Origin of the sequence: Franzmannia pantelleriensis, from assembly GCF_900102875.1 — a bacterium.
In the GTDB taxonomy this organism is placed as follows: domain Bacteria; phylum Pseudomonadota; class Gammaproteobacteria; order Pseudomonadales; family Halomonadaceae; genus Franzmannia; species Franzmannia pantelleriensis.
This window is the reverse complement of record NZ_FNGH01000009.1, coordinates 1-24,824: the sequence shown is the minus strand read 5'-3', so window position 1 is coordinate 24,824 and position 24,824 is coordinate 1. Positions and strand designations below refer to the sequence as shown.

Genomic DNA, 24,824 nt, shown 5'->3' with positions numbered 1-24,824 from the left:
ACCATGGACTCCCTATTCTGACAAAGACGCCTGTCGGCGTCATGCCAATGACCTCACTCGTTCCCCTGCCGACATCGTTGGAAGGTGTTAGTGGTATCGACCTGCATATGCACTCCACCGCCTCGGACGGCGCCATGTCGCCTCGTGAGCTGGTGGCGCTGTGCCAGGCCCGCGGCCTGACCCGGCTTGCCCTGACCGATCACGACACCGTGGCCGGCGTGGCCGAGGCCGAGGAGGCGGCCCAGGCCCTGGGGATGCGCGTGATGCCCGCCACCGAACTCTCGACCCAGTGGCGCGGCATGAATATCCACATCGTGGCGCTACTGCCCCAGGGCGTGTGTGGCAGCCTCGAGGCGGGCCTGGTGGCCCAGGCCGCGGCCCGCGAGGCGCGTGCCGAGGAGATCGCCCGGCGCATGGAGAAACTGGGCCTCGACGACGCCCTGGCGCGTGCTCGCGAACAGGCCGGTGGCCCACGCCCGCTGGGCCGCCCGGACTTCGCCCGGGCGCTAGTCGCCGCCGGCATCACGCCCGACATCAAGACCGCCTTCAAGAAGCACCTGGGCAGCGGTAAGCCCGGCGACGTCAAGGCCCATTGGCCGTTCATCTCCACCGCGGTGGAGTGGATCCGCGATGCAGGCGGGGTGGCGGTGTTGGCGCATCCGCTGCGCTATGGCACCACGCGGCGCAAGCGTGGCCTGTTGCTCGACGACTTCACCGCCGCCGGCGGCGAGGCCGCCGAGCTGATCAGCGGCTACCAGAACCCGGATACCACCCGCGACCTGGCGCGCCAACTCGACGAGCGCGGCCTCTACGCCTCGCTGGGTAGCGACTTTCACTTTCCCGGCGGGGCGCTGGCACCGGGCAGCATGAGCCCGGCACCGCGCAGTGCGGTGAGGCCGGTGTGGAGGCACCCGGCGCTGGCCGCCTTCGCCGCGGCCTAGGCATTTTCCAATACTGGCAAGGCCTAGGGTCGCCCTTTGGCGGTCGGCCGTTTAGGCTGAAGCAACACGCGACAAGGAGTCATGCCATGACCCAGTTCTTCCAACTGCACCCGGAAAATCCCCAGAAACGCCTGATCGACCAGGCGCTGACGATCATTCGCCAGGGCGGAGTGGTCGCCTATCCTACCGACTCCGGCTACGCGCTGGGCTGTCATCTCGGTGACAAGAAGGCGATCGAGAAGATCAAGTGGCTGCGCTCGCTGGATGACAAGCACAACTTCACCCTGGTGTGCTCCGACCTGTCGGAGATCGGTACCTATGCCAAGGTCGACAACGCCGTGTTCCGCCTGCTCAAGACCCATACACCTGGGCCCTACACCTTCATCCTCAATGCCACCTCGGAAGTGCCCAGGCTATTGCTGCACCCCAAGCGGCGCTCGATCGGCGTGCGGGTGCCCGACCACCGGATTACCCACGCGCTGCTCAAGGCGCTGGGCGAGCCGCTGATGAGCGTGACGCTGATCCCGGTTGGCGAGGAGCTGCCGATGACCGACCCCGATGAGATTCGCGAACGCTTCGGCGCCCATCTCGACTTGATCATCGACGGCGGTGCCTGCCATCTGGAGCCGACCACCGTGGTCGACCTGCGCGACCTACCACCGGTCATCGTGCGTGAAGGCCGCGGCGACCCGTCGCCGTTCCAGGTCTGAGCCCGGTCGCGACGCCCCCTTACGCCGGATCGGTGGAGGGGGCGTTGTCGTCGTCCTCTTCCTTCTCGGCGTTAGGGTCGGGGGTCTCTTCGTCGAGCCAGGTGCCGCAGCGCAGGCAGTAGCGGGCGCGTTTCTCGTGGCGGTCGTGGCCGCAGCCCGGACAGGCTTCGTCGGAGTAGCGGTCGGCGCGAATCGAGCGAATCACCTCGGCGGAGAACACCCCGGTGGGGATGGCGATGATCGAGTAGCCGAGCAGCATTACCAGTGTCGAGATGACCTGTCCGAGCGGTGTCTCCGGCACGATGTCGCCGTAGCCCACCGTGGTCAGGGTGACGATGCCCCAGTAGATCGAAGTGGGAATGCTGGTAAAACCGGCGTCGTTGGATTCGATCACGTACATCAGCGACGAAAACAGCGTCACCATCATCAGCACCCCGAACAGGAACAGCAGGATCTGGTGCCAGCTGTTCTTGAGGGCCTCGACCAGCAGCCGCCCCTCGCCGACGAACTGCATCAGCCGCAGCACGCGGAAGATGCGCAGTACCCGCAGCAGGCGGATCATCACCAGCGACTGGGTACCCGGTACCACCAGCAGCAACCAGGTTGGCAGGATCGCCAGCAGGTCGACCACCCCGTAGAAGCTCTTGAGGTACTGGTGAGGCCGCTCCAGGCAGTAGACGCGCAGCAGCAGTTCCAGAGTGAACGCCAGCGTGAATCCCCACTCCAGCCAGTAGAACAGGCTGCCGTAGGCAGCGTTGAGGTGTTCGACGCTGTCGAGCATGACGATCAGCACGCTGGCCAGGATGGCAATGATCAGCGCGATATCGAAGCCCTTGGCCAGCGGCGTGTCCGACTCGAAGATGATCTGAAACAGCCGGGTGCGAAGGCCTTCGCCACCAGGCTTGAGGGCAGGGTCCATGGGATCCTCCTGATCCGTCAGTCGGCAAGTCGCTGAGCGAGGGCCAGAGCAGCCTGGCCGCCAGCAAGGTCGAGCCGACCGTGCGCGTCGAGGCCTTGGGCAGCGCGCCGAGCCAAGTCCTGAGTGTCGCGATCATCGGCGTTGACGGCAAGTCTGGCCAGCGCGTCGCGGGCGGTCTCGATAAACGCCGGCTGATGACTGTCGCGGTAGGCATCCAGGGCGGCCATGCTGCGATCGAAACAGGCGCGCGGGGAGGTATCGTCTTCGGGCAGCGTCCACTGGTTGGCCCCCAGCGCCGCGCCACGGGCCGCCTTGCTGGTCTGGGCCGGGCGCAGCGCGACCTGCTCGGCGAGGGTCTCGGCCAGTTGCCACAGTGCAGCGACCTCGCCCGCCTTGAGCTCCAGCTCCAGCTCGCAAATCTCGGCCTGCCGGCTGCCGGCGACGATCTCGCCCCGGTCCAGGGCCAGCTCGATATGGCTGTCGTGCCACTTCAGTTGCCAGGTACGGCGCTGAAAGTCGGTGCGAAAGCGTGGTGCCAGGGCATCCAGGGTGGCCGCATCCAGGTCGCGCATCGGCGGCAGGGCGGCAAGGCCGACCAGGTCCAGGTCGGGACCGTCGATGGGCCACTCCCACTCGCCGCGCTGGGAGAGCCCGCCGCTGCCGGCGCCGCTGGTTTTCAGGGTTTGCAGACAGCGCTCGCCGACCTGGCGGATGCGCAGTGCGACCTTGGCGCGCTCCAGGTCACCCTCGGGGGTGTCAAAGTAGGTATTGACCAGGCTGCGTCGCGGCTCGGCCCCGGTGGCCAGCAGCGGCAGCGCGGGCAGGGCGGCGAAGCCATCGTGGTCGAGGGCGAGCTTGAGCTCGATTTCCTGGCTCATGAATGAGGGTTCCTTGGATGACGGTTGTATGAATTTTTCATGACGCTGGGGGTGGCAGTCTCTATACTGTCGCCGCCATTCCCAACTGCGCAAACCGCTCTATGGTAACCACGAATCCGTTCTCGGCGATGTTTGGTCGTTCGCCATTCCAGCCGCTGCTGGCGCATATCGTCAAGGTCAATGAGTGTGCCGACCAGCTGCTGCCGTTCTATGACGCGACCCTCGTCGGGGACTGGGACGCCGCTGCCCGCCATCGCGAGGCGATCACCGACCTCGAACACCAGGCCGACGAGCTCAAGACCGAACTGCGGCTCAACCTGCCCAATACCATGTTCCTGCCGGTCTCGCGCTCGGACCTGCTCGACCTGATCAGCGTCCAGGACAAGATCGCCAACAAGGCCCGCGACATCACCGGCATCATGCTGGGGCGCTGCATGCGCATGCCGCAGCCGCTGGCGCAGCCGATGCGCAATTACCTGATTACCGCCGTGGCCTCCGTGGCCCAGGCGCGCAAGGCCCTGGAGGAGCTCAAGGAGCTGCTCGAGTCTGGCTTCGGACGCAACGTCAACGAAGTGATGCAGAACCTGATTCGCGATCTGCATGAGCTCGAGCACCAGACCGACGACCAGCAGGTGGCGATTCGCCGTCAGCTGTTCGAGCTGGAGAGCGAGCTGCCGCCGGTGGACGTGATCTTCCTCTACAAGATCATCGACTGGATCGGGGAACTCTCCGACCGCGCCGAGCGCGTCGGTAGCCGCCTGCAAATTCTCACCGCTCGCTGAGGCCCATGACGCCGCCTCGGCGGTTGCCTCGTCCTGACCCGACACCCACATAGGACCCGACCCTATGTTGATCATTGCGCAACACGGTGAAATCTTCATCATTCTGGCGTGTGCCTTCGGCTTCTTCATGGCCTGGGGCGTGGGCGCCAATGATGTCGCCAATGCCATGGGCACCTCGGTAGGCTCCAAGGCGATCACCATCAAGCAGGCGATCATCATCGCCGTGATCTTCGAGTTCCTCGGCGCTTGGCTGGCCGGCGGGGAGGTCACCTCCACCATTCGTGGGGGGATGATCGATCCCGACCTGCTCGACGGCAACCCCGAGCTGCTGGTCTACGGCATGCTCTCGGCGCTGCTGGCCGCGGCGATCTGGCTGATGGTCGCCTCGGCGCGCGGCTGGCCGGTCTCCACCACCCACTCCATCGTCGGCGCCATCGTCGGCTTCGGTGCCGTGGGGCTAGGGGTAGAGGCGGTGGCCTGGGGCCAGGTGGGCACCATCGCCTCGAGCTGGGTGGTGTCGCCGCTGCTGGCCGGCAGCATCGCCTACATGCTGTTCAAGACCGTGCAGTACCTGATCTTCGAGGCCAAGGATCCGTTCGCAGCGGCCAGGCGCTACGTGCCGATGTACGCCTTCCTGGTCGGCTTCGTGGTCGCCATGGTCACCCTGACCAAAGGGCTGACCCATGTGGGTCTCGACCTCAGCTTTGGCCAGAGCCTGTTGTTCTCGATCCTGATCGGCCTGGTCGTCGCCGGGCTCGGCGTGCTGCTCGAGCGGCGTGTCAGCGTCTTGCCGCTGCCCGCCGACGACCATTTCGGCTACGCCGGCGTGGAGCGGGTGTTCGGCGTGCTGATGATCTTCACCGCCTGCGCCATGGCCTTCGCCCACGGCTCCAACGACGTGGCCAACGCGGTCGGCCCGCTGGCCGCGGTGATCAGCGTGGTGCAGAGCGACGGCGTGATCGACAGCGCCGCGCTGGTGCCCTGGTGGGTGCTGATCCTCGGCGGCGGCGGTATCGTCTTCGGGCTGGTCACCTATGGTCACAAGGTGATCGCCACCGTGGGCACCGGCATCACCGAGCTGACGCCCAGCCGCGGCTTTGCCGCGACCCTGGCGGCGGCCACTACCGTGGTGCTGGCCTCGGGCACCGGCCTGCCGATCTCCACCACCCATACCCTGGTAGGGGCGGTGCTGGGGGTGGGCCTGGCACGCGGCATCGCGGCGCTCAACCTGCGGGTGATCGGCACCATCGTGATGTCGTGGCTGATCACCCTGCCGGCCGGTGCCGGCCTGGCGATCATCTTCTTCTTCATGTTCAAGGGGATCTTTGGCTAGCGCCCAGCGCCATGCATGCACTGACGGCCCGCACTCGCTGCGGGCCGTTGCCTTCCTGGCGGTGGTGCCGCACGTTTGGTTGCTCTGCTATCATCGAGCCTCAACCCCTTTCCATTCCTCTGCTGCCGGAGCGCGGCCCTTGAACACTCGCTTTCCCTTCGTCGACTGGTTCCGCAATTCCTCGCCGTATATCAATGCGCACCGAGGCCGAACCTTTGTCATCCTGATCGAAGGCGAGGCCATGGCGCAGGGGCGAGGCGAGCAGCTGATCCAGGACCTGGCTCTGCTGCACACCCTGGGGGTGCGGCTGGTGGTGGTGTTCGGCATTCGTCCCCAGGTCAACGCCGCGCTGGAGGCCGCCGGGGTCACCCCCACCCGCCACGAGGGCCGCTGGATCGCCGACACTGACATCATGGCCTGCGTCGAGCGGGTCGCCGCCGAGCAGCGGCTATGGCTGGAGGCCCGGCTGTCGCTGGGGCTGCCCAACACCCCGCTTCACGGTGTCGAACTGACCGCGGTTTCCGGCAATCTGGTGATGGCCAAGCCGCTGGGCGTGCGCGAGGGCGTTGATTACGATCACAGCGGCGAGGTGCGCCGGGTGCGCGCCTCGGCGGTCCAGGCGCTGCTCGAGCAAGGCTCACTGGTACTGCTGCCGCCGCTGGGCTTCTCGAGCACCGGTGAGGTCTTCGATCTGGATGCGTCGGAAGTTGCCCAGCAGGCCGCGGTGGCGCTCAAGGCCGACAAGCTGATTCTGCTCGGCGAAGCCGATGGGCTGCATGACGAGAGCGGCGCCCTGCAGCGCCAGCTGACCCCGGCGGAAGCCGAGCCGCTGCGGCATCGCTCGGCGCCGGGTAGCGAGCTGGATCGCCACTTGGCGGCGGCCTGCGGTGCCGCGCGTTTCGGCGTGGCACGCACCCACCTGCTGTCGTGGCACGACCACGACGCCCTGCTCGGTGAGCTGTTCACCCGCGACGGCATCGGCACCATGATCACCCAGCATCGCTACGAGCAGCTGCGCGCCGCCCAACTGGGCGATATCGCCGGCCTGCTCGAGCTGCTCGAGCCGCTCGAGCGGCGCGGCATGCTGGTCGCGCGCTCCCGTGAGCGCCTCGAGCACGAGATCGACGACTACCTGGTGATCGAGCGCGATGGCATGATCATCGGTTGCGCGGCGCTGCACGCCTTCCCCGAGGCGGCGATGGCGGAGCTGGCATGCGTGGCGGTGCATGGCGACTATCGGCGCGGCGCGCGCGGCGAACTGCTGGTGGCCGAGACCGAGCGCCGCGCCAGGCGCCAGGGGCTGACCTCGCTGTTTGCGCTGACGACCCACACCACCCACTGGTTCTTCGAGCACGGCTTTCGCCTGGCCGAGCTTAGCGAGTTGCCGCACCTCAAGCGCGACGCCTACAACCACGCGCGCAAATCCAAGATCCTACTCAAGTCGCTGGTCTAGCCAACCGGAACCACAGCACTCTCAGGCCACCTGTCGCCGAAATGCGGCAGGTGGGCTTGGTGTGTCGCCAAATGGCAACCAGCTAACTTGATGACATATAAGCCATTTTTTCTTATCTGCGGATTGGTGTTGCTATATGGCGACGTAATTGCCGCAGGTTTGCCTCCCGATTGGCACGTTTCTGTGCCCTGGTAAAAACTGGCACACCTTATCTGTTTTTAACTCATTGATTTTAAATGCTTGTCGGCATTTCTGGCACAGCTGTCGCAATGGTTAGGGCGAGCAAGGGAAGTGGATCAATACGGCTCGATCCGCTTCCCAGGTCAGACCAGCAGGGCAAGCATCACCACCCTGTGCCACTTGCTCGACTGGGCTGACCAGCGTCTGCTCCACGCGATGTGTGACTTAGGTTGCGATGAGACGGGGTGCCGCCGGTTAGGCAAGGAAGGGCACCGTAAGGGCAAGGACGCCCCGGCATGGATGCCTCATCCCCCACCAGTGGGGGATCGAATTCAGGATAGCGCTGCCTTGGGCAGCGATATCGAGAACGAAGCCGAGTGGCATGCCACTCGCAGTGCGGCAGCGGCACCCTGGCATGAGGATGCTGGCGCACGGCTTCCGAGCCTTCGGGCTCATAGAGAGTGACGATGGATTATCCGGCCAGGCGGCTAATGCATCTCAATCTCTACCCCTTCAGTTCCCTGCGTACTTGGGCCGGCTCTGCCGGCCCTCTTTTTTTGCTCGACGGCTAAAACGACAATTCTGTTATCCTGTGTGGAACAGCCATGACACCGCCTCTTTTCCTTCTACATAGAACTTTGGTCATGACCACCCAGGTCTCGCGCCGCTGGCGCCCTCGCTCATTGCTGCAGCTGGTGCTGCTTGCCTTCATCGTCGTGATGTTGCCGCTCGGCGTGCTGATGTTCCAGGCCGGCCAGGCGCTCTCCGAACTCACCCGCCTGGCCGACGTCAGCGCGCGCCAGGCGGTGGAAGAGACCCGCCGCGCGCGCGAGCTCTCCAGCCTGGCGCTGGAGATGGAGCGCAGCGCGCGCCAGTATGCGGTGATCGAGCAGGAAGGCTTGATGGAGATCTACCTCGAGCGGGTCGACGAGTTCGGTGAGCTGCTCGCCCAGCACCGCCGGCTGCTGCCCGACGACCCGCATATGCAGGCGCTGCTCGACCAGCTGTCTCTGCTGCGCAGCATGCCTGAGCTGCCCATCGAAGAGTTCCGCGACGAGCTGTTCGCCTTCGTGCCCTTCGCCGCCAATACCGAGGCGGTGCGCCGCGCTACCAACCGCCATATCGACGCCCGCATCGACACCATTCGCGAGCAGGCCAGCAGCGTGCAGGCGCGGCTGTGGTTGCAGACCGCCGCCCTGGTCTCGGCCAGCCTGCTGCTGATGCTGCTGTTTACCTGGTTGATCATTCGTCCGATTCGCCAGATCGAGCGGCGCATCCTGGGGCTCGGCAACAGTGGCACGGCGCCGCCGCCCAAAACCATCCAGGGGCCCGCCGAACTGGTCAGCCTCGGCGACCGCCTCGACTGGCTGTCATCGCGGCTCAGCGAGCTGGAAGCGCAGAAGCAGCAGTTCCTGCGCCATATGTCCCACGAGCTCAAGACCCCGCTTGCCAGCGTACGCGAGGGTACGGCACTGCTCAGCGACGGCGTGGCCGGCGAGATCACCCCGCGTCAGCAGGAAATCCTCGAGCTGATCGACACGAGCGGCAAGGAGCTGCAGACCCTGATCGAGCAGCTACTCGACTATAATCTGCTGCAGCACGATAACGGCGCCAACGTGTCGCGCTTCGATCTGGCCACCGTGGTCAAGGAGCTGCTCGCCAAGCATCAGTTGGCCCTCGAACACAAGGAGATGCGCGTCGAATGGTTCGACAAGCCCCTCGACTGGCAGGCTGATCGCATTGCCACCGGGCGCGTTCTCGATAATTTGTTGTCCAATGCTATTGCCTATGGCGAAGACGGCGGGATGCTGGCGATCCGCGCCTGGACCCGCGGAGAGCGTCTGTTCATCGAGGTGGCCAACAGTGGCGAGCCCATCGCCGAAGAGGACCGTCCGCGACTGTTCGAAGCCTTCTATCAGGGCCGTGCCCGGCGCAAGGGCCCGCTCAAGGGCTCGGGGATCGGCCTCTCGGTGGCTGCCGACTGCGCCCGCGCGCAGCACGGCGAGCTGACGCTGGTCGAAGATCGTCAACTGCCGGTGTGTTTCCGTCTGGTACTGCCTTGGGCAGAGGCCGAGCCCAGTGAGCCGGCGACGAATAATGTGACCTTGATGCTGCCCGCAGAGGCGGCGAGTCATCACGCAAGGAACAACTGAGTCATGAACTATCGAATATTGCTGTCGCTGGCTGCGGCGACGCTGCTGGCGGGATGTGAAACGCTTCCCGGCATGCAACAGAGCGAGCCTGAGCCGGAAGCGGAACTGCCCAGCCAGTGCAACGAGCCGATCCCGACCCTGGTCGAGAGCACTTGCCTGCTGGATGCCTGGGTGGCCTACGGCCTGGCATCACAGCGCGGTGACCGCGAGTGGCGCGAGGCACAGCTCGAGCAGCTACAGGGCAGCACCCCCGAGCAGCACCTGCAGCGTGCGGTGGTGCTGGCGTGGGGCAGCGAGCGGCAGTGGGACCAGGCCGCCTCGATGCTGGAAGAGGACCTGCATGCCGCGCCCAGTGACCTGCAGCCGCTGCTGCGCTACTGGCTCAACGACGTGGAGGGGCGACGCTCACTGGCTAACCGTCTCGAGCGCAGCGAAAGCCAGCGCCGCAGCCTGGCCGAGGAGAACCAGTCGCTGGCCGAGAAACTCGAGGCGCTAACGGATATCGAGCAGAGCATCAACCTGCGCCAGTACTCGCCCTGAGATCTGTAACACCGACGAGACGAGGGAGTGAATCGTGAAACAAGCAGCCCGACCGCAAGGCGCCCATATCCTGCTGGTGGATGACGACGCGAGCCTGCTGAAGCTGCTGGGCATGCGTCTGGAAAGCCGCGGCTTCCGTATCACTACCGCCGAAAGCGGCCGCCAAGCCCTTGACCGGCTGGGCGAAGCGCGTCCCGACCTGGTGCTCTCTGACCTGCGCATGGACGAAATGGATGGTCTGGCGCTGTTTCATGAGATCCAGCGTCAGGCGCCTGGCCTGCCGGTGATCATCCTCACCGCCCATGGATCGATTCCCGACGCGGTAAGCGCCACCCGTCAGGGGGTGTTCAGCTTCCTGACCAAGCCGGTAGACCGCGAGGAACTGTTCACCGCCATCGACGAGGCGCTGTCGCAGACCCCGGGGCCGGCGGTCGACGGCGACAACGCCTGGCGATCGGCGATCATCACCCGCAGCCCGCAGATGGAACGCATCCTCGAGCAGGCGCGGATGGTCGCCGGCGCCGATGTCAGCGTGCTGGTGACCGGTGCCTCGGGGTCGGGCAAGGAACTGATGGCCAACGCCATCCACCAGGCCAGCGGCAGGGCCGACAAGCCGTTCGTGGCCATCAACTGCGGCGCGCTGCCCGAGCAGCTGCTCGAGAGCGAGCTGTTCGGCCACGCCAAGGGCGCCTTTACCGGTGCGGTGAATCAGCACCAAGGGCTGTTCCAGGCTGCCGACGGCGGCACCCTGTTTCTCGACGAGATCGGCGACATGCCGCTGACCCTGCAGGTCAAGCTGCTGCGCGCCATCCAGGAGCGCCAGATCCGCCCGCTGGGCTCCACCACCTCGGTGCCCATCGACGTGCGCATCATCTCGGCGACCCACCGCGACCTCGACCGCGCCATGCGCGAGGGCGACTTCCGCGAGGACCTCTACTACCGCCTCAACGTGGTCAACCTCAAGCTGCCGGCGCTCAAGGAGCGTGCCGAGGACGTGCCGCTGCTGGCCAAGCACCTGGTGGCCCAGGCCGCCGAGCGACACAAGCCGTTCGTCAAGGGCTTCTCGCCGGAGGCGCTCAACCTGCTGGCGTCGTGTGCCTGGCCCGGTAACGTGCGCCAGCTGGTCAACGTGGTCGAGCAGTGCGTGGCGCTGACCAGTTCGCCGATGATTCCCGAAGCGCTGGTCTCTCAGGCGCTGGCCGCCGAGGAGAACGCGCTGCCGTCGTTCAACGAGGCGCGTGCCAGCTTCGAGCGCAGCTACCTGATCAAGGTGCTCAAGATCACCGAAGGCAATGTGACCCAGGCGGCGCGCATCGCCGGGCGTAACCGCACCGACTTCTACAAGCTGCTCAATCGCCACGAGCTGGAGCCCAGCAGCTTCAAGCCGGGCGCCGCCGAGCTGGTCAGCAACGGCTAACTCACTTCTTCAAGCGCCGCTTGACCTCCACCGCTAGCCGACCCTCGCCGAGTCGGGCCGTTAACGCCTGGCCGGGCTGGGCGTCGCTGGCGCGGCGCACTACCTGCCCCTGCTCGTCTTCCATGATCGCATAGCCGCGGCCCAGTACCGCCAGCGGGCTGACCGCCTGCAGTTCGCGGGCCAGGGCCTCGAGGCGCGTGCGCTGGCGCTCCAGCTGGCGCGGCATGGCCGCGAACAAGCGCTCGCTGGCCTGGCGCTGGCGCAGCCTGGCCTGGTGTAGCAGGCCGGCGGGGTCGATGCCGTTGAGCCGCGCCTGAAGATGCTGCTGGCGCTGGCGGGCGTGGTCGAGGCGGGCGCGCATGGCGCGCTGCAGGCGCGCCTCCAACTGGGCCAGATGCTGGCGCTGCTGGGCCAGGCGCTCGCCGGGGTGGCGCAGCCGCGCGCGTAGATGATCGAGACGCTGGCCCTCGCGCTGCAGGCGCAGCTGCTGGGCCTGGGCCAGGCGCTGGCCGGCCAGGCTCAGCCGCCGGCGCAGGTCGGCCTGGTCGGGCACCAGCATCTCGGCGGCAGCGGAAGGGGTCGGCGCGCGGGTGTCGGCGGCGAAGTCGCTGAGGCCGGTATCGACCTCGTGGCCCACCGCCGACATCACCGGCAGCCGCGAGTGAAAGATCGCCCGCGCCAGGTGCTCGTCGTTGAAGGCCCACAGGTCCTCCAGGCTGCCGCCGCCGCGGGTGATCAGCAGCGCATCGCGGCTGGGGTCGAAGCGCCCGCCGGGCTGGCTCTGGCGGTTGAGCAGCGCCAGGGCGCGGATCATCGCCGGGGCCGCCTCGCGGCCCTGCACCGGCACCGGCACGATGTTGACCTCCACCAGCGGCCAGCGCGCCGCCAGCACCGCCAGCACGTCGCGAATCGCCGCGCCGCTGGGCGAGGTCATCACCACCAGCCGGCGCGGCGGAAAGGGCAGGGCGCGGGCGTTGGCGAACACCCCCTGGGCAGCGAGCTGATGCTTGAGGCGCTCCAGGGCGGCGAGCAGGTCGCCGGCGCCGGCCGCCTGCACCGCATCGACGATCATCTGGAAGTCGCCGCGCGGCTCGAACAGCGACACCTTGCCGCGCAGCTTGACCCGGTCGCCGTTGTTGAGCGGCGCGGCAACGAAGCGCGCGCGGTTGCGAAACAGCGCGCAGCGCAGCTGGGCGCGCTCGTCCTTGAGGGTGAAGTAGACGTGGCCCGAGGCCGGCCGCGACACCCCCGACAGCTCGCCCTCCACCCAGCAGTCGCCGAAGTCGCCCTCCAGCAGCAGGCGGGCGCGGCGGTTGAGATCGCTGACGGAGAGCACGGTATCGGGAACGGCAGACATGGCAGAAGCTCGTAATGCGCGAAAACCCGCAGCTTAGCACGCTGCATGCGGCGAACCACGACGCGCATTGCTGCACCCGCACCCGACCCGCTATAATGTTCGATTAATTTTTCCCTCGCCCCACTTCCCATCTGCTCAAAATGGGTGTTGCCGCTATGCTACGTATGGCCCAAGAAGCGCTTACGTTCGATGACGTATTACTCGTTCCCGGCTACTCAGAGGTCCTGCCCAAGGATGTCAGCCTCAAGTCCCGCCTGACCCGCAACCTCGAACTCAATATCCCCCTCGTCTCGTCCGCCATGGATACCGTCACCGAAGCGCGCCTGGCCATCGCCATGGCCCAGGAAGGTGGCATCGGCATCATCCACAAGAACATGACCATCGCCGGCCAGGCCGCCGAGGTGCGCAAGGTCAAGAAGCACGAGAGCGTGATCGTCAAGGACCCGGTCACCGTGGGTCCCAAGGCCAAGCTGCAGGACCTGCTGGCAATGGCCGACGAGTACGGCTACTCCGGCTTCCCGGTGGTCGAGGGCGATGCGCTGGTGGGCATCGTCACCGGCCGCGACATGCGCTTCCAGCCCGACCACAGCGACAGCGTCGAAGCGATCATGACCCCGCGTGACAAGCTGGTCACCGTGCCGGTGGGCACGCCGCTGTCGGAGATCAAGGTCAAGCTGCAGGAAAACCGCATCGAGAAGATCCTGATCGTCGATGACAACTTCCACCTGCATGGCCTGGTCACGGTGCGCGACATCGAGAAGGCGCGCACCTACCCGTTCGCTGCCAAGGACGGTGACGGCCGCCTGCTGGTCGGTGCCGCGGTGGGCACCGGCCCCGAAACGCCCGACCGCATCGCCGCGCTGGTCGAGGCCGGGGTCGATGCCATCGTCGTCGACACCGCCCACGGCCACTCCAAGGGCGTGATCGATCGCGTGCGCTGGGTCAAGGAGCACTACCCCGACGTGCAGGTGATCGGCGGCAACATCGCCACTGCCGGCGCCGCCGTGGCCCTGGCCGAGGCCGGCGCCGACGCGGTCAAGGTCGGCATCGGCCCGGGCTCGATCTGCACCACCCGCGTGGTGGCCGGCGTGGGGATGCCGCAGATCAGCGCCGTCGCCAACGTTGCCGAGGCGCTCAAGCCCTACGACATCCCGCTGATCGCCGATGGCGGCGTGCGCTTCTCTGGCGACCTGGCCAAGGCCATCGCCGCCGGTGCCAGCACGGTGATGATCGGCGGCCTGCTGGCGGGCACCGAAGAAGCGCCGGGCGAGGTCGAGCTCTACCAGGGGCGTACCTACAAGGCCTACCGCGGCATGGGCTCGATGGGCGCCATGTCCCAGAGCCAGGGCTCCAGCGACCGCTACTTCCAGGACAAGGACGCCGGCGCCGACAAGCTGGTGCCGGAAGGCGTCGAAGGCCGCGTGCCCTACAAGGGCATGATGAGCGCCATCGTCCACCAGCTGATGGGCGGCCTGCGCGCCTCGATGGGCTATACCGGCTGCACCAGCATCCTCGAGATGCGCACCAAGCCCGAGTTCGTGCAGATCACCGGGGCCGGCTTCGCCGAATCCCACGTCCACGACGTGCAGATCACCAAGGAAGCCCCCAACTACCGGGCTAGCTGACCGCTAGCTCGAGAGGTACCACCGCGGCGGGGCATACCCCGCCGCACCCTTTTGTATCCGGCCCGCCGCCTACGCTGCCAGCAAGAGATGCCCAGATGACCGACATTCACGCCCACAAGATCCTGATCCTCGACTTCGGCTCCCAGTACACCCAGCTGATCGCCCGCCGCGTGCGCGAGATCGGCGTTTACTCCGAGGTCCGCGCCTTCGACATCAGCGAGGAGGAGATCCGCGAGTACCAGCCCAACGGCATCATCCTCTCCGGCGGGCCGGAGTCCACCGTGGCCGAGGGCTCGCCGCGGGCTCCGCAGTGCGTGTTCGAACTGGGCCTGCCGGTGCTGGGCATCTGCTACGGCATGCAGACCATGGCCGAGCAGCTGGGCGGCGCCGTGGAGGGCTCCAACAAGCATGAATTCGGCTACGCCCAGGTCACCATCGACAGCAGCGACGACCTGTTCCGCGACATCAAGGATCATGTGGACCACGACGGCAAGGCGCTGCTCGACGTGTGGATGAGCCACGGCGACAAGGTGGCCCGCGCGCCGGACACCTTCACCGTGACCGCCTCCACCCCGAGCTGCCCCATCGCCGCCATGAGCTGGGCTGAGAAGCACTTCTACGGCGTGCAGTTCCACCCCGAGGTGACCCACACCCTCCAGGGCCAGCGCATCCTCGAGCACTTCGTGGTCGGCATCTGCGGCGCCGAGAAACTCTGGACCCCGGCCAAGATCATCGAAGACCAGGTCGCCCGGGTGCGTGACCAGGTCGGCGACCGCCACGTGCTGCTCGGCCTCTCCGGCGGCGTCGACTCCTCGGTCGTCGCCGCGCTGCTGCACCGCGCTATTGGCGACCAGCTGACCTGCGTGTTCGTCGACAACGGCCTGCTGCGCAAGAACGAAGGCCAGCAGGTGATGGAAACCTTCGCCAAGCACATGGGCGTCAAGGTGATCCGCGTCGACGCCGAACCGCTGTTCCTCGACAAGCTCGAGGGCCAAGCCGACCCCGAGGCCAAACGCAAGATCATCGGCAACACCTTCATCGAGGTGTTCGACGAGGAAGCCAGCAAGATCGAAGGCGTCGACTTCCTGGCCCAGGGCACCATCTACCCCGACGTCATCGAATCCGCCGCCAGCAAGACCGGCAAGGCCCATGTGATCAAGTCGCACCACAACGTCGGCGGCCTGCCCGAGACCATGAAGCTCAAGCTGGTCGAACCGCTGCGCGAACTGTTCAAGGACGAAGTGCGCAAGCTCGGCGTCGAGCTCGGCCTGCCCTATGACATGGTCTACCGCCACCCCTTCCCGGGGCCGGGCCTCGGCGTGCGCATCCTCGGCGAGGTCAAGAAAGAGTACGCCGACATCCTGCGCGAAGCCGACGCCATCTTCATCGAGGAGCTGCACAACGCCGACTGGTACCACAAGACCAGCCAAGCCTTCGCGGTGTTCCTGCCGGTGAAATCCGTGGGCGTGGTCGGCGACGGCCGCCGCTACGAATGGGTCATCGCCCTACGCGCCGTGGAAACCATCGACTTCATGACCGCCCGCTGGGCGCACCTCCCGTATGAGCTGCTGGAGACCGTCTCCAACCGCATCATCAACGAGATCAGCGGCGTCTCCCGCGTGACCTACGACGTCAGCAGCAAGCCGCCGGCGACGATTGAGTGGGAGTGAGGCGCGCCTAGGCAGAACGCCTGACACGGCCAAGCTGATCGAGATCAAGGGTCTACCAATGGGTAGGCCCTTTTTCTTTGCAATCTTTTACCTAGTCTTGTGTACTGGGCTAAGGTTACTGAGACGACTGCCGATAGAACAAGTAACAAGGTGCATATTGGACTGTCGCAGGGACGATAAATACTATCTGGGTGAATCTATGAGCTCAATTGTTGTGCCGGCTGATTATTCAAATTATTCTTTCCCTGAGTTTAAGGGGCATGTTTCAAGGGATGGTTTGATAAATACTATTGAGATGTATTTGGATGCTAATGACGTAGTATTTGTTTATGGCGAAGAAGGTTTCGGTAAGACCTCAGTGCTTGCGGAGTTCTTTAGTAGACACGAAAAGAGCAGCATTGTTTTATCTATCGATCCTATCAATAAATATTCTTACTACTTAGAGTCGCTTATAAGGGATATAATATTACAAGTTAAGATTTACTTAAATCAAGATGTTGATATTACTAATGGTATATTTGATAAAAAGGAGATGGTAAAAAATTTCGGCACGCTGGAGTATATAATAAAAAAGCATAATAAAGAGCTTTATGTTGTAATGGATGGACTAGATCAAATACCTGATGATGATGATAGCTACATCAAAGATCTTTTAGACTACTTACCTATTGGAAAGAAAAATATAAAGTTCCTCTTTTCCGCTAAAAAAGGGATGCTTGAAAAAAGTATAAAGTCTAGGAAAACAAAATCAATTAATATAGATTTGTTTTCACTTGAGGAGACTAAAAAGCTATTACCTGGCATTGGTGATGATAAGCTGAGAGTGCTCCTGAATTCTTTCAGAGCAACGCCAGAGATGCTCAGTTCTATAAAAAGGCTAACTGAGCAAGGAGTAACAATCGATGATATTTTACAGATGGATGTGGAAGATACAGAAGGCTTGTTTGAAGAGGAGTGGAGTAGATCAGAGAGTGTTGTGGAGAAGTATAAAGAATTTCTAGGAATACTTGCTTTTTCCAAGACATCTTTGAGTCTTGAACAAATTTCTCTAGAGATTGGCATGCGTTATGAAAGTATAATAGAGGCGGAGTGTATTAGCTTTTTACATGTAACTGATAAGCATGCAAAATTCAGATCAGTAGGCTTCGCAAAGTTCGCCAGGAAGAAGCTAAAAGACTTACGAATGAAGTCGCTGAGATATATAACAAACATAATGACCAAAACTCCAAAAAGCCTAGATAGTCTATCTTCTCTGCCAAGCTACTTCAATGACCTAGGTGATACTCAGGCAGTTATTAGTCACTTATCAAATGAAAACCTAGAGCTGCTTTTGAGTGAGTCAAAAAGTTTGAATGACTTGTTTAGGCAGTTGGATTTGGGGATTTCATGTGCAGAGGATAATGAGCTTGAAATGCTACGCTTTAGCTTTTTAAAGTCTCTCGTGACTGGAATAAAAACTTCATCTCTCTTGAAGAGTGAGTTGAAAAACTTTCTTATTAAAGAGGATGTTAAAACTGCTTTAGATTTGGCTCATGGTGCTGCGTCTAAAGAAGAGCAGTTGCAAATTTTGTGCATGATAGCAGCTGACTACAAAGAAAAAGAGAAACCCTTGCCAGAGAGTATTGAGCTTCAAATAGAAACTCTATTTCAAGGGATAAGCCCGGAAAGTTTAGGAGTAGAAAAAACCTTAGATATCGCTATGGACTTACTGCCTTTTGATTCAGCAAAAGCGATGTCGCTCATAAATCAAATCGACCAAATGGGAGGGGGAGGTGAAAATAAGTCTGAATATGCTTTTTTTCGATTTACTTTACATGCATTGCAAAAGAAACCTGATGCATTTGATGGTGAAATAGAAATCAAAAATTTTAGTGAAAAGAAAAGCGATGCCTGTCAAGCTTGTTGGAACCTGGAATCAGGCGGCTTCTAACCACTGATCACGCTGAACCAGCGGGTCTTCCTGGTCCGGGTTCAGCCAGACCGTCCGGCGCGGTGACCAGTTGCGGGTGGCACCGCTCCACCGACAGGGATGTTGCCGTTTCGCCTCGGCATAGATGGCGTCTCGCCTTGCCAGCACCTCGTTATCCTGGCCGGCATGTCGTTCGCCCGGTGTGACGAACCGAATGGCGCTGTGGCGATGTTCGTGGTTGTACCAATGCACGAAGCCGGTCACCCAGCGCTGCGCCGCTGACAGGCTCTCGTAGCCGTCTATCGGGTAGTCGGGCCGGTACTTGCAGGTCCGAAACAGCGACTCCGAGAAGGCGTTGTCGTTGGAGACGCGGGGGCGGCTGTACGACGGGGTGATGTTCAGTCTCTGCAGTGTCGCCTGGAGCGTCGAGCCCTTCATGGCGGAGCCGTTGTCGGCGTGTAACACCAGCGGCTGGTTGATGCAGCTCTCACGCAGCACGGCGCGCTGGATGACCTCGCTGCTGTTGACCATGGACTCCTGGTCGAAGACCTCGGCATCGACGATCTTGCGGCTGTAGATGTCGACGATCATGTAGAGGTAGTAGAACTGTCCACGCACCTGGGTCGGCAAATACGTCACATCCCAGCTCCAACAGGTATTGGGGCGTGTCACGCGGTGTCGCTGAGGATCGCCCTTGGGGCGTGGGGCACGAGCGCGGCCACGATGGTACTGCTCGCCATGCGCCCGGAGGACGCGATAGTAGCTGGATTCTGACGCCACGTAGAGACCTTCCTCGTCCAGCAGCCGCGGCACGATCTGCCCGGGCGGTAGGCTGGCGAACTCGGGACGATGGCAGATCTCCAGCACCTGCTGACGCTCCTCCGGCGACAGGGCATGGCGCGGGACAGGCCGCACGGCCTGAGGCCGGCGATCCTGATCACCTCGCGCCCAGCGGCGGTAGGTGTTGGTGCCGATGCCGAGCTCTGCACATGCAGCTTGCAGGCGGGCTCCCTCGGCACGCGCCTCATCGATCAGCTGTAGGGCGTCCTGGCGATCTGAAGTGCTGATCATTCGTCCTCGTCCCCCCAGATCGCTCGGGCCTTTTTTCTCAATGCCAGCAGCGCAGCGGTTTCCGCGAGGGCGGCCTCCTTGCGGCGGAGCTCACGCTTGAGCTCCTTGTTTTCCTGGCAGTCCGCCTTGCGGGCTTCACTCTGCTGCTTGGAGGCGGCATCGCTCCGGTCGTTGGCGCCTTCGCAGCTCGCCCGCCAGCGCTGGATCTGCTCAGGATAGAGGCCGCGCTGCCGGCAGTACTCGGCACGCTCAGCCTCACTGAGGGCCGCCGTTTCGAGCACGGCATGGAACTTGTCCTGCGAGCTCCAGCCCTCGGGATCATCGCTCTGGTCAGGCAGGAGACGGCCCGCTTGCCGAGCTTTCTTGCGCCAGTTGTACAGCGTCGCCGCGGAGATGCCTTCTTCCTGGGCCACCTCCGCCACCGTGCGGTTGTGCGGCGGGAGCAGCTTCTTGAGGATGGCTTCTCGGCGCTCGTCGGAGTACTTCATCGGAACCTCGTCACGCCCCACATGGTTCAGAGTCTAACAGCCGCTGATACTCCAACTAGCTTGACAGTGGGGGAAAGGAAAGCAATCGACACTATACGGCTTTTTAAAGAAGGAAAGCCTGCCGATAAAATAATTGATGGCTTAGAGAATATTGAAAAGGTTGGTGATCGAATATTTATACTTAGGAATTGGATTAAATCATCTCCTAAGCGTAAAGGGAATGATAAACTCCTCGAGTATGTAATAGATCTTTCTATTAAAACTACTGATTATTCAGCCACCGCCGCATTTTACTCTGATGTTTGCTCCTGCCTACCTTATTTAGATATGAGCTATAGAGTAGAGGAAACATATAATAAAATAAAGGCGCAAATTCAAACAGCTAAGCGGGTTGGTCCGACTGTAAGTCTTGTTGAAATGCTTTTAAATATCAGCGATTTCGAAAAAAAGCATGGGATTGAATCTATTACTTGTCAATATATATATAGCTATATTACTGATAGTGTTCAAGATAAAGCCGTCGCTTTAGCAGCACTAAGCCTACTTGGAAGTAGAGTAAATGATGACGAGGTTTTGTGTGGCCAGATTAGTGAAAGTAAGCAAGACTATTTTAATCAAGTTATAAATAGCACGGCAAATCAGTTCGACATCCTTAAAGAGGCCTTTTTCTACGAGTCCCTATATGATTTAAAAAACGCTTTGGCGTGGACCAATAAACTAAATACCGAGTTCAGGAAGTCTGAAGCAAAAAGCTTCTCTATAAGTAGCTATTGTGATTACTATGTTAATGACAATGTAGAAAGCTCAGTTTCGATTGATGCTCTGTGCCAAGAAATACGCCATATTCGGGTTCCACAGCATAGAGATGAATGTATTTTGCATGTCATTAGCCACTTAAGTAAACATGAACCCATATCAAAGAATGACTTTAAGAAAGTGGTTAAGCTGGCTTTGCGTTCAAAAAACAGCTCTAATATATGCAAATTTTCCTCAAATTTGATCCAGTTGTTAAGAAACAAGAAAATAACTCTTGAAGAACAAGAAAGTAAGCTAAGAGATAGCATGATCCAAGCGTGGGACCATTTAGATGGTGAGTGTGTGAGAATTGATCACGCCTTCAAGATATCAAATGTAGTAAGCCAGAGTGATACTAGCTTATCCGAAGAATATGTACAGCGTGCAATCGATTTAAGAAGAGAAGCAAGCGTAGATAATGAGGAGGTGTTGCATGCTTATGTATCCTCCATTGACTTGCAGATCCGGTCGTTGTTTTTTCTTGTAAGAAGCAGTACGTACGATGAAGATGATGTAATAGTACTTCTTGAGCAAATTGGGAAAATATCTAGTGTTGGATTAAGAGCAAAGCAGCTTTCAAGATTGGTATCAGTGTTCCAGAAAAATTCAAAGGAAGGTGAGGCAAGAAAAATAATAGAAGATCATATCCTTCCTCTATTTGATAGCTTAGGGGGTAAATATACAACACAGTATTTAACCTGCGTTTATCTTGCAGCTCCAGTAGTATATAAGTGCAGCCAAGTATCAGCGGCAAAGCTTATTGAACAGGTTAAGAGAAACGATGTGTTCATGCATGATAGAATAATTGGTCGATGTATCGAATATTTGCTTCGTGATTGTATAATTGGTGATCCGTTCGACCCAGTTAAGAACCATGATTATGATATTTCTTTTGTTGATGTTGAATGCCTGCTTGAACTCATTGATCTCCTTTGTGAAGACTCCTCTGCCTTTTTTTATTTGTATGAGGTAGCGAGGGTCGTGTTGAACCTTAGAAAAAAAGGTCTTTAAGTGAGCCACAATTTAATTCCATACTTGCAAAGTTGATCTCTTTTGAAGAGAGTTTATTCCCCAAGAACATTGGTATAGTACACGAGGGGTATAAAATTTGCTCTAAAGCCATACGGTTAAGTGTTGAGGAGAGTAAGAATGTCCAAGAATGGAAAAGTATATTGGAAGAGGCGAGAAAAATCCCTAATGTATCTGACCGCTCTTTCGTTATAGCTACTCTGGCTGAGCTAATGCCAGTATCGCTCCAAAAAGAGAGGAATGAGGCATTCGAAGAGTCTTTATCGCTTATTTCTGACATACCTTCCTTTTCTGACAAAATGACCAGATATGAATACCTTATTAATATCTCGAAAAGGACAAACAAGGTTTTTGCAAAAAAATGTTTGAAGATGGCTTTTGTGTTATCCTCCCATGAGGAAAGCGAAGAGCATTATAGCTATAGATTATCGTTGATTGATGCAGCGTATGGAATTGATGAAGATTTTCCGGATGCTTTGTCTACGGTATACAATGACGATCCTGCTAGAAAAGCTATTCTTGAGAAAAATATCATCAAGAAGAAGAAAGAAGCAGAAGAGAAAAAGAAGTTTGATCCAGAGGTTGAAGATATAGCCTCTACCCCTGATCAGGATAAGTACGCTGATCTTGCTTGGCAAATGTTAGGTAAGTTAAATGCTGGCAATCATCCTCCAGTTAAATCGAGTAGCTATGGTTTTTTCTTAAAGGGGGTTGCTGGTTACGATTACGAAGGCATGTATCCATTGCTTAGTTACTATATACACATGCTGGGGAGTAAGTACCAGGGTAGAAATAATTCGCAAAAATACATTCGGCCAATATTTAATGTGCTTCATTTGTGCACGACTTCTTTTTCAAAAATATATAAGCTAGAAGTTAGAGATAAGTATAAATAAGAGGCCGTAGACAAGGAAAATTCTATTTCGGTTGATGTTAACGAGAGAGAAAAGGCGATTGCCTTCGTAAGAAGCTGGGTGGAAGAGTTGAGAGGAGATGAGTTGTTCATCTTTGACCCATACTTCTCAATTGAAGACTTTGGCTTTGTTGGTCAAGTGACTAATAAAGATCCCGACTTTAAGTTGACTATAATGACAACACTACGACAGAAGAGAAAAATTGAATCCGTGTGCCAAGGAGATATTATAGATTCTATCGTGAACTATTGGAACGAATACGTAAGTACAGGGGACTTGCCTTCGGTAGAGATGATCTTTGCTGGCGCAGAAGGTATGGATTGGGAACTACCAATTCACGATCGCTGGTGGTTGTCCGAAGACGGCGGTATTAGCTTTGGTACTTCCTTAAATGGAATTGGAAAAAAGTTGTCATTTCTCACTAGGCTAGGAATTGATGAAGCGGCCGAAATTGAACAAAAGCTCGATGGGTATGCTCGCAAGAAGCAAAAATACTCTGAAGGTAGGAGGGTTAGATATGAAACACTCTCAATCTAATTTCATAGGAGCGGTGGCTGTCAGGTGAATACCGTCACATCACACACAAGCATCAAACAAGCGTGCGCCTCAAGGGGGCCCGCTTTGCTTTCAGAAGCGATCAACCCGGAACGGTGCCATATTCACCTCAGGCGTTTCGCCATCCATTATCTGGGCGAGCAGTTCGCCGGTGGCGGGGCCGAGGGTGAAGCCCTGATGAAGGTCGAGCGCGTGCCCGGCTTGGCCTAAGCTTGGCAGCATGAGCGGTTTGCTGGAGACCCACCATGCGCCACCTCTTCCTGATGCGTCACGCCAAGGCTCGCCAGGCTAGCGGCGACATGAGCGACCACCAGCGGCCGCTGCGCCGGCGCGGGCAGCGACAGGCCGCCGCCATGGCCGGCCCCCTGCAGCGCTGGGGCGCCCTGGCGGGTGAGATCCACGTCAGCAGCGCGCGGCGCACCTGGGAGACCCTGGCGGCTCTTGATGCCGCCGTACCCACCCTGGGCCTGGCCGCACGGGCCCACCGCCAGGATTCCCTCTACGCCTTCGAGGGGGAGGCGCTGCTTGACTGGGTGAAGCGCCTTCCCGACCCGACCGAGCGGGTGCTGGTGATCGGCCACAACCCGGCCCTGGTGGAGCTCGGCCGTTGGCTCTGCCATGACGCGCCAGACCGGCTGCCCACCGGCGGTCTGCTGCATCTCGTCCTGCCGGCTGTCCCTTGGCAGGCACTCGCGCCGGATTGCGCTCGGCTTGCCGCCAGCCTGGTGCCGGCGGCGGCCAGCCACGCGCTCTTTCAGCGCCGTGCCCCCACGCCGCGCGCGCAGGGCAAGGCCGACCTGGCTGGCTGCCTCCAGATGCAGCTTGAGCATCTCTACGCCCTGGTCAGGGCCCTCGAGCCCGGGGTGATGGTCGGTGCTGACCCCGAATTCTTGCACCAGTACCGGGTCAACCTGCGCCGCAGTCGCGCCATCGGCGAGGCGCTACTGGCCACCGCCCGCGCCCCTAGGTGCGACAAGGTGCCCGGCCTGAAGTGCCACCTCAAGCACCTCAAGCGGCGCGCCCAGGACACCAGCGACCTGCGCGACCTCGATGTCTTCCTGGCGCGCCTGGCAGCCGCGCCGCGCGCCACGGAGGAGGGCACGCACCGTGCCCTCCACGGCTGGCTGAGCGAGCGGGCCCGCGGGGAGCATCAGCGGCTCTGCCAGCAGCTTCGCCAGCCGGACTATGTCGCGGAGATGCAAGCCTGGCAGGTCTACCTCGAGGGTGAAGCGTTCCGTAAAGCCCTGGTCCGGATAACCCCGGCGCGGATCGAAGCGGTACTCGCCGAGCGCATCGCCGGCCACAACCGCGACCTTGTCGCCCTCTCGCTTGAGGCCCCGGACCAGGCCTTCCACGACCTGCGCAAGACCGTAAAGCGCATCCGTTACCTGGCCGAGCTGCAACCGAAGCGCCATCGTGCGCTGCTGGCCGACCTGAAGCAGCGCCAGACCCTACTGGGGGAGCTCCAGGATCTCTGCACTCGGGAAGCCTGGCTGGCCGCCTTCGTCGAGAGCGGCGCGGCCCCCGCCGACGCCAGCGCTGATATCGCCGCCTGGCAGGCCACCCTCCAGACCGAGAAGGACGCCCAGCGCGAGGCGATCATGGCGCTCGCCCCGCTGAACGCCTGAACCGCAGCCGCGCCGCCGATCATCCGGGACCCTACACCTAGGCGCTGATAAGACATTAAGGTAATAGCATCTGAATAAGCGCTTCGCGCTCCATCTCCAGCATCTCTTCCACCGTAAGCGCTCCACAAACCCCATCTTCTGCAGCTGAGTAGCGCCCGTCAGACTGGTGTCATCCGATAGCAAGGAGGGCATCATGACTGACCTGACCTCGACACAGGCCTTCTGGCTGGGCCACCTGTTCCATGCCTCCTCCCGGCAGATGGCGTTGAGCGAGTATGCCGAGGAGCAAGGATTGGAGCTGGCGTCACTGCTGGCGTGGGAGCAGCGCCTGGTGGTGCAGGGTGTGCTCGTGCCACCTCGCCATCGGCCGCTGCGCTTCGTCGCCGTGGAGGTGGCTCGATGATCCGGCCGGATACCCGGCTGCGCGTCTACCTGTGCCGCGAGCCGGTCGACATGCGCAAACAGATCGATGGACTG

General features: G+C 60.5%; 20 protein-coding genes and 1 pseudogene. 16 read left to right on the top strand and 5 right to left on the bottom strand.

From position 1 onward, the window contains the following. Positions 1-41: 41 nt before the first annotated feature. Together BLT16_RS12315 and BLT16_RS12310 are read left to right on the top strand one after the other, a co-directional pair. The gene (locus tag BLT16_RS12315; protein WP_422717930.1) at positions 42-941 is read left to right on the top strand and encodes a PHP domain-containing protein; all 900 of its coding nucleotides are present in this window, start codon (positions 42-44) and stop codon (positions 939-941) included. 86 nt (positions 942-1,027) lie between these two features. Then, positions 1,028-1,651: an L-threonylcarbamoyladenylate synthase gene (locus BLT16_RS12310; RefSeq protein ID WP_089658817.1), complete on the top strand. Its 624-nt coding sequence runs from the start codon at positions 1,028-1,030 to the stop codon at positions 1,649-1,651. A 19-nt stretch (positions 1,652-1,670) separates the two neighbouring features. Here BLT16_RS12310 and BLT16_RS12305 read toward each other — a convergent pair whose 3' ends face one another. Further along, complete coding sequence (locus BLT16_RS12305) at positions 1,671-2,570, bottom strand: ion transporter (protein ID WP_089658816.1); 900 nt, start codon at positions 2,568-2,570, stop codon at positions 1,671-1,673. A gap of 17 nt (positions 2,571-2,587) precedes the next feature. Beyond that, positions 2,588-3,448 (bottom strand): CYTH domain-containing protein, encoded by an 861-nt coding sequence (locus BLT16_RS12300; RefSeq protein ID WP_089658815.1) that lies wholly within the window; start codon positions 3,446-3,448, stop codon positions 2,588-2,590. A 101-nt stretch (positions 3,449-3,549) separates the two neighbouring features. On the opposite strand from BLT16_RS12300, the gene BLT16_RS12295 reads away from it, so the two are divergent. From BLT16_RS12295 to glrR, 6 genes are all read left to right on the top strand, one after another. Next, entirely contained in the window at positions 3,550-4,230 is a 681-nt protein-coding gene (locus BLT16_RS12295; RefSeq protein WP_089658814.1) for a TIGR00153 family protein, read from the top strand. Between the two features lie 64 nt (positions 4,231-4,294). Then, positions 4,295-5,563: an inorganic phosphate transporter gene (locus BLT16_RS12290; protein ID WP_089658813.1), complete on the top strand. Its 1,269-nt coding sequence runs from the start codon at positions 4,295-4,297 to the stop codon at positions 5,561-5,563. A gap of 139 nt (positions 5,564-5,702) precedes the next feature. Further along, on the top strand, positions 5,703-7,016 hold the full coding sequence (argA, locus tag BLT16_RS12285) for an amino-acid N-acetyltransferase (protein WP_089658812.1): 1,314 nt from the start codon (positions 5,703-5,705) through the stop codon (positions 7,014-7,016). 824 nt (positions 7,017-7,840) lie between these two features. Further along, positions 7,841-9,349 (top strand): sensor histidine kinase, encoded by a 1,509-nt coding sequence (locus tag BLT16_RS12280; protein WP_089658811.1) that lies wholly within the window; start codon positions 7,841-7,843, stop codon positions 9,347-9,349. Between the two features lie 3 nt (positions 9,350-9,352). Further along, complete coding sequence (locus tag BLT16_RS12275; protein WP_089658810.1) at positions 9,353-9,889, top strand: hypothetical protein; 537 nt, start codon at positions 9,353-9,355, stop codon at positions 9,887-9,889. Between the two features lie 34 nt (positions 9,890-9,923). Next, positions 9,924-11,306, top strand: a complete 1,383-nt coding sequence (glrR, locus tag BLT16_RS12270) for a two-component system response regulator GlrR (RefSeq protein WP_089658809.1) — start codon at positions 9,924-9,926, stop codon at positions 11,304-11,306. A gap of 1 nt (position 11,307) precedes the next feature. Here glrR and xseA read toward each other — a convergent pair whose 3' ends face one another. Beyond that, positions 11,308-12,663 carry an exodeoxyribonuclease VII large subunit gene (gene xseA / locus BLT16_RS12265; protein ID WP_089658808.1) on the bottom strand — a complete coding sequence of 452 codons (1,356 nt, stop codon included), beginning with the start codon at positions 12,661-12,663 and terminating at the stop codon, positions 11,308-11,310. 155 nt (positions 12,664-12,818) lie between these two features. On the opposite strand from xseA, the gene guaB reads away from it, so the two are divergent. The 3 genes from guaB (at position 12,819) to BLT16_RS12250 (ending at position 17,888) form a co-directional block, all read left to right on the top strand. Further along, positions 12,819-14,288, top strand: a complete 1,470-nt coding sequence (guaB, locus tag BLT16_RS12260; RefSeq protein WP_089658807.1) for an IMP dehydrogenase — start codon at positions 12,819-12,821, stop codon at positions 14,286-14,288. 95 nt (positions 14,289-14,383) lie between these two features. Beyond that, positions 14,384-15,958, top strand: a complete 1,575-nt coding sequence (guaA, locus tag BLT16_RS12255; protein ID WP_089658806.1) for a glutamine-hydrolyzing GMP synthase — start codon at positions 14,384-14,386, stop codon at positions 15,956-15,958. 199 nt (positions 15,959-16,157) lie between these two features. Beyond that, positions 16,158-17,888 carry an ATP-binding protein gene (locus tag BLT16_RS12250; RefSeq protein ID WP_176817229.1) on the top strand — a complete coding sequence of 577 codons (1,731 nt, stop codon included), beginning with the start codon at positions 16,158-16,160 and terminating at the stop codon, positions 17,886-17,888. Here the strand turns inward: BLT16_RS12250 and BLT16_RS12245 are convergent. Next, a pseudogene (locus BLT16_RS12245) lies at positions 17,874-19,426 on the bottom strand (IS3 family transposase). The gene BLT16_RS12250 and the pseudogene BLT16_RS12245 overlap by 15 nt on opposite strands. Positions 19,427-19,447: 21 nt before the next feature. Here BLT16_RS12245 and BLT16_RS20660 point away from each other — a divergent pair. The 3 genes from BLT16_RS20660 to BLT16_RS20650 all read left to right on the top strand — a co-directional run bounded on the left by BLT16_RS20660 (position 19,448) and on the right by BLT16_RS20650 (position 22,701). Continuing rightward, on the top strand, positions 19,448-21,232 hold the full coding sequence (locus BLT16_RS20660) for a hypothetical protein (protein WP_143025069.1): 1,785 nt from the start codon (positions 19,448-19,450) through the stop codon (positions 21,230-21,232). A 161-nt stretch (positions 21,233-21,393) separates the two neighbouring features. Next, positions 21,394-22,146, top strand: coding sequence for a hypothetical protein (locus BLT16_RS20655; protein WP_143025068.1), 753 nt, complete (start codon positions 21,394-21,396; stop codon positions 22,144-22,146). 102 nt (positions 22,147-22,248) lie between these two features. Next, entirely contained in the window at positions 22,249-22,701 is a 453-nt protein-coding gene (locus tag BLT16_RS20650) for a hypothetical protein (RefSeq protein ID WP_143025067.1), read from the top strand. Between the two features lie 90 nt (positions 22,702-22,791). On the opposite strand, the gene BLT16_RS20645 is transcribed toward BLT16_RS20650, so the two are convergent. Then, positions 22,792-22,941: a hypothetical protein gene (locus BLT16_RS20645; RefSeq protein ID WP_218124450.1), complete on the bottom strand. Its 150-nt coding sequence runs from the start codon at positions 22,939-22,941 to the stop codon at positions 22,792-22,794. 23 nt (positions 22,942-22,964) lie between these two features. Here BLT16_RS20645 and BLT16_RS12230 point away from each other — a divergent pair, with 23 nt between their 5' ends. Continuing rightward, positions 22,965-24,347 carry a CHAD domain-containing protein gene (locus BLT16_RS12230; protein WP_089658802.1) on the top strand — a complete coding sequence of 461 codons (1,383 nt, stop codon included), beginning with the start codon at positions 22,965-22,967 and terminating at the stop codon, positions 24,345-24,347. A gap of 193 nt (positions 24,348-24,540) precedes the next feature. Next, positions 24,541-24,750 (top strand): hypothetical protein, encoded by a 210-nt coding sequence (locus BLT16_RS12225; protein ID WP_245701638.1) that lies wholly within the window; start codon positions 24,541-24,543, stop codon positions 24,748-24,750. Positions 24,751-24,824 lie beyond the last annotated feature (74 nt).

Bases quoted from the DNA above. Each gene is read 5' to 3' on its own strand.
- BLT16_RS12315 (WP_422717930.1), top strand. From the start codon at position 42: ATGCCAATGACCTCACTCGTTCCCCTGCCGACATCGTTGGAAGGTGTT.
- BLT16_RS12310 (WP_089658817.1), top strand. From the start codon at position 1,028: ATGACCCAGTTCTTCCAACTGCACCCGGAAAATCCCCAGAAACGCCTG.
- BLT16_RS12305 (WP_089658816.1), bottom strand. From the start codon at position 2,570: ATGGACCCTGCCCTCAAGCCTGGTGGCGAAGGCCTTCGCACCCGGCTG.
- BLT16_RS12300 (WP_089658815.1), bottom strand. From the start codon at position 3,448: ATGAGCCAGGAAATCGAGCTCAAGCTCGCCCTCGACCACGATGGCTTC.
- BLT16_RS12295 (WP_089658814.1), top strand. From the start codon at position 3,550: ATGGTAACCACGAATCCGTTCTCGGCGATGTTTGGTCGTTCGCCATTC.
- BLT16_RS12290 (WP_089658813.1), top strand. From the start codon at position 4,295: ATGTTGATCATTGCGCAACACGGTGAAATCTTCATCATTCTGGCGTGT.
- BLT16_RS12280 (WP_089658811.1), top strand. From the start codon at position 7,841: ATGACCACCCAGGTCTCGCGCCGCTGGCGCCCTCGCTCATTGCTGCAG.
- BLT16_RS12275 (WP_089658810.1), top strand. From the start codon at position 9,353: ATGAACTATCGAATATTGCTGTCGCTGGCTGCGGCGACGCTGCTGGCG.
- xseA (WP_089658808.1), bottom strand. From the start codon at position 12,663: ATGTCTGCCGTTCCCGATACCGTGCTCTCCGTCAGCGATCTCAACCGC.
- guaB (WP_089658807.1), top strand. From the start codon at position 12,819: ATGCTACGTATGGCCCAAGAAGCGCTTACGTTCGATGACGTATTACTC.
- guaA (WP_089658806.1), top strand. From the start codon at position 14,384: ATGACCGACATTCACGCCCACAAGATCCTGATCCTCGACTTCGGCTCC.
- BLT16_RS12250 (WP_176817229.1), top strand. From the start codon at position 16,158: ATGAGCTCAATTGTTGTGCCGGCTGATTATTCAAATTATTCTTTCCCT.
- BLT16_RS20660 (WP_143025069.1), top strand. From the start codon at position 19,448: ATGGTTCAGAGTCTAACAGCCGCTGATACTCCAACTAGCTTGACAGTG.
- BLT16_RS20645 (WP_218124450.1), bottom strand. From the start codon at position 22,941: ATGCTGCCAAGCTTAGGCCAAGCCGGGCACGCGCTCGACCTTCATCAG.
- BLT16_RS12230 (WP_089658802.1), top strand. From the start codon at position 22,965: ATGCGCCACCTCTTCCTGATGCGTCACGCCAAGGCTCGCCAGGCTAGC.
- BLT16_RS12225 (WP_245701638.1), top strand. From the start codon at position 24,541: ATGACTGACCTGACCTCGACACAGGCCTTCTGGCTGGGCCACCTGTTC.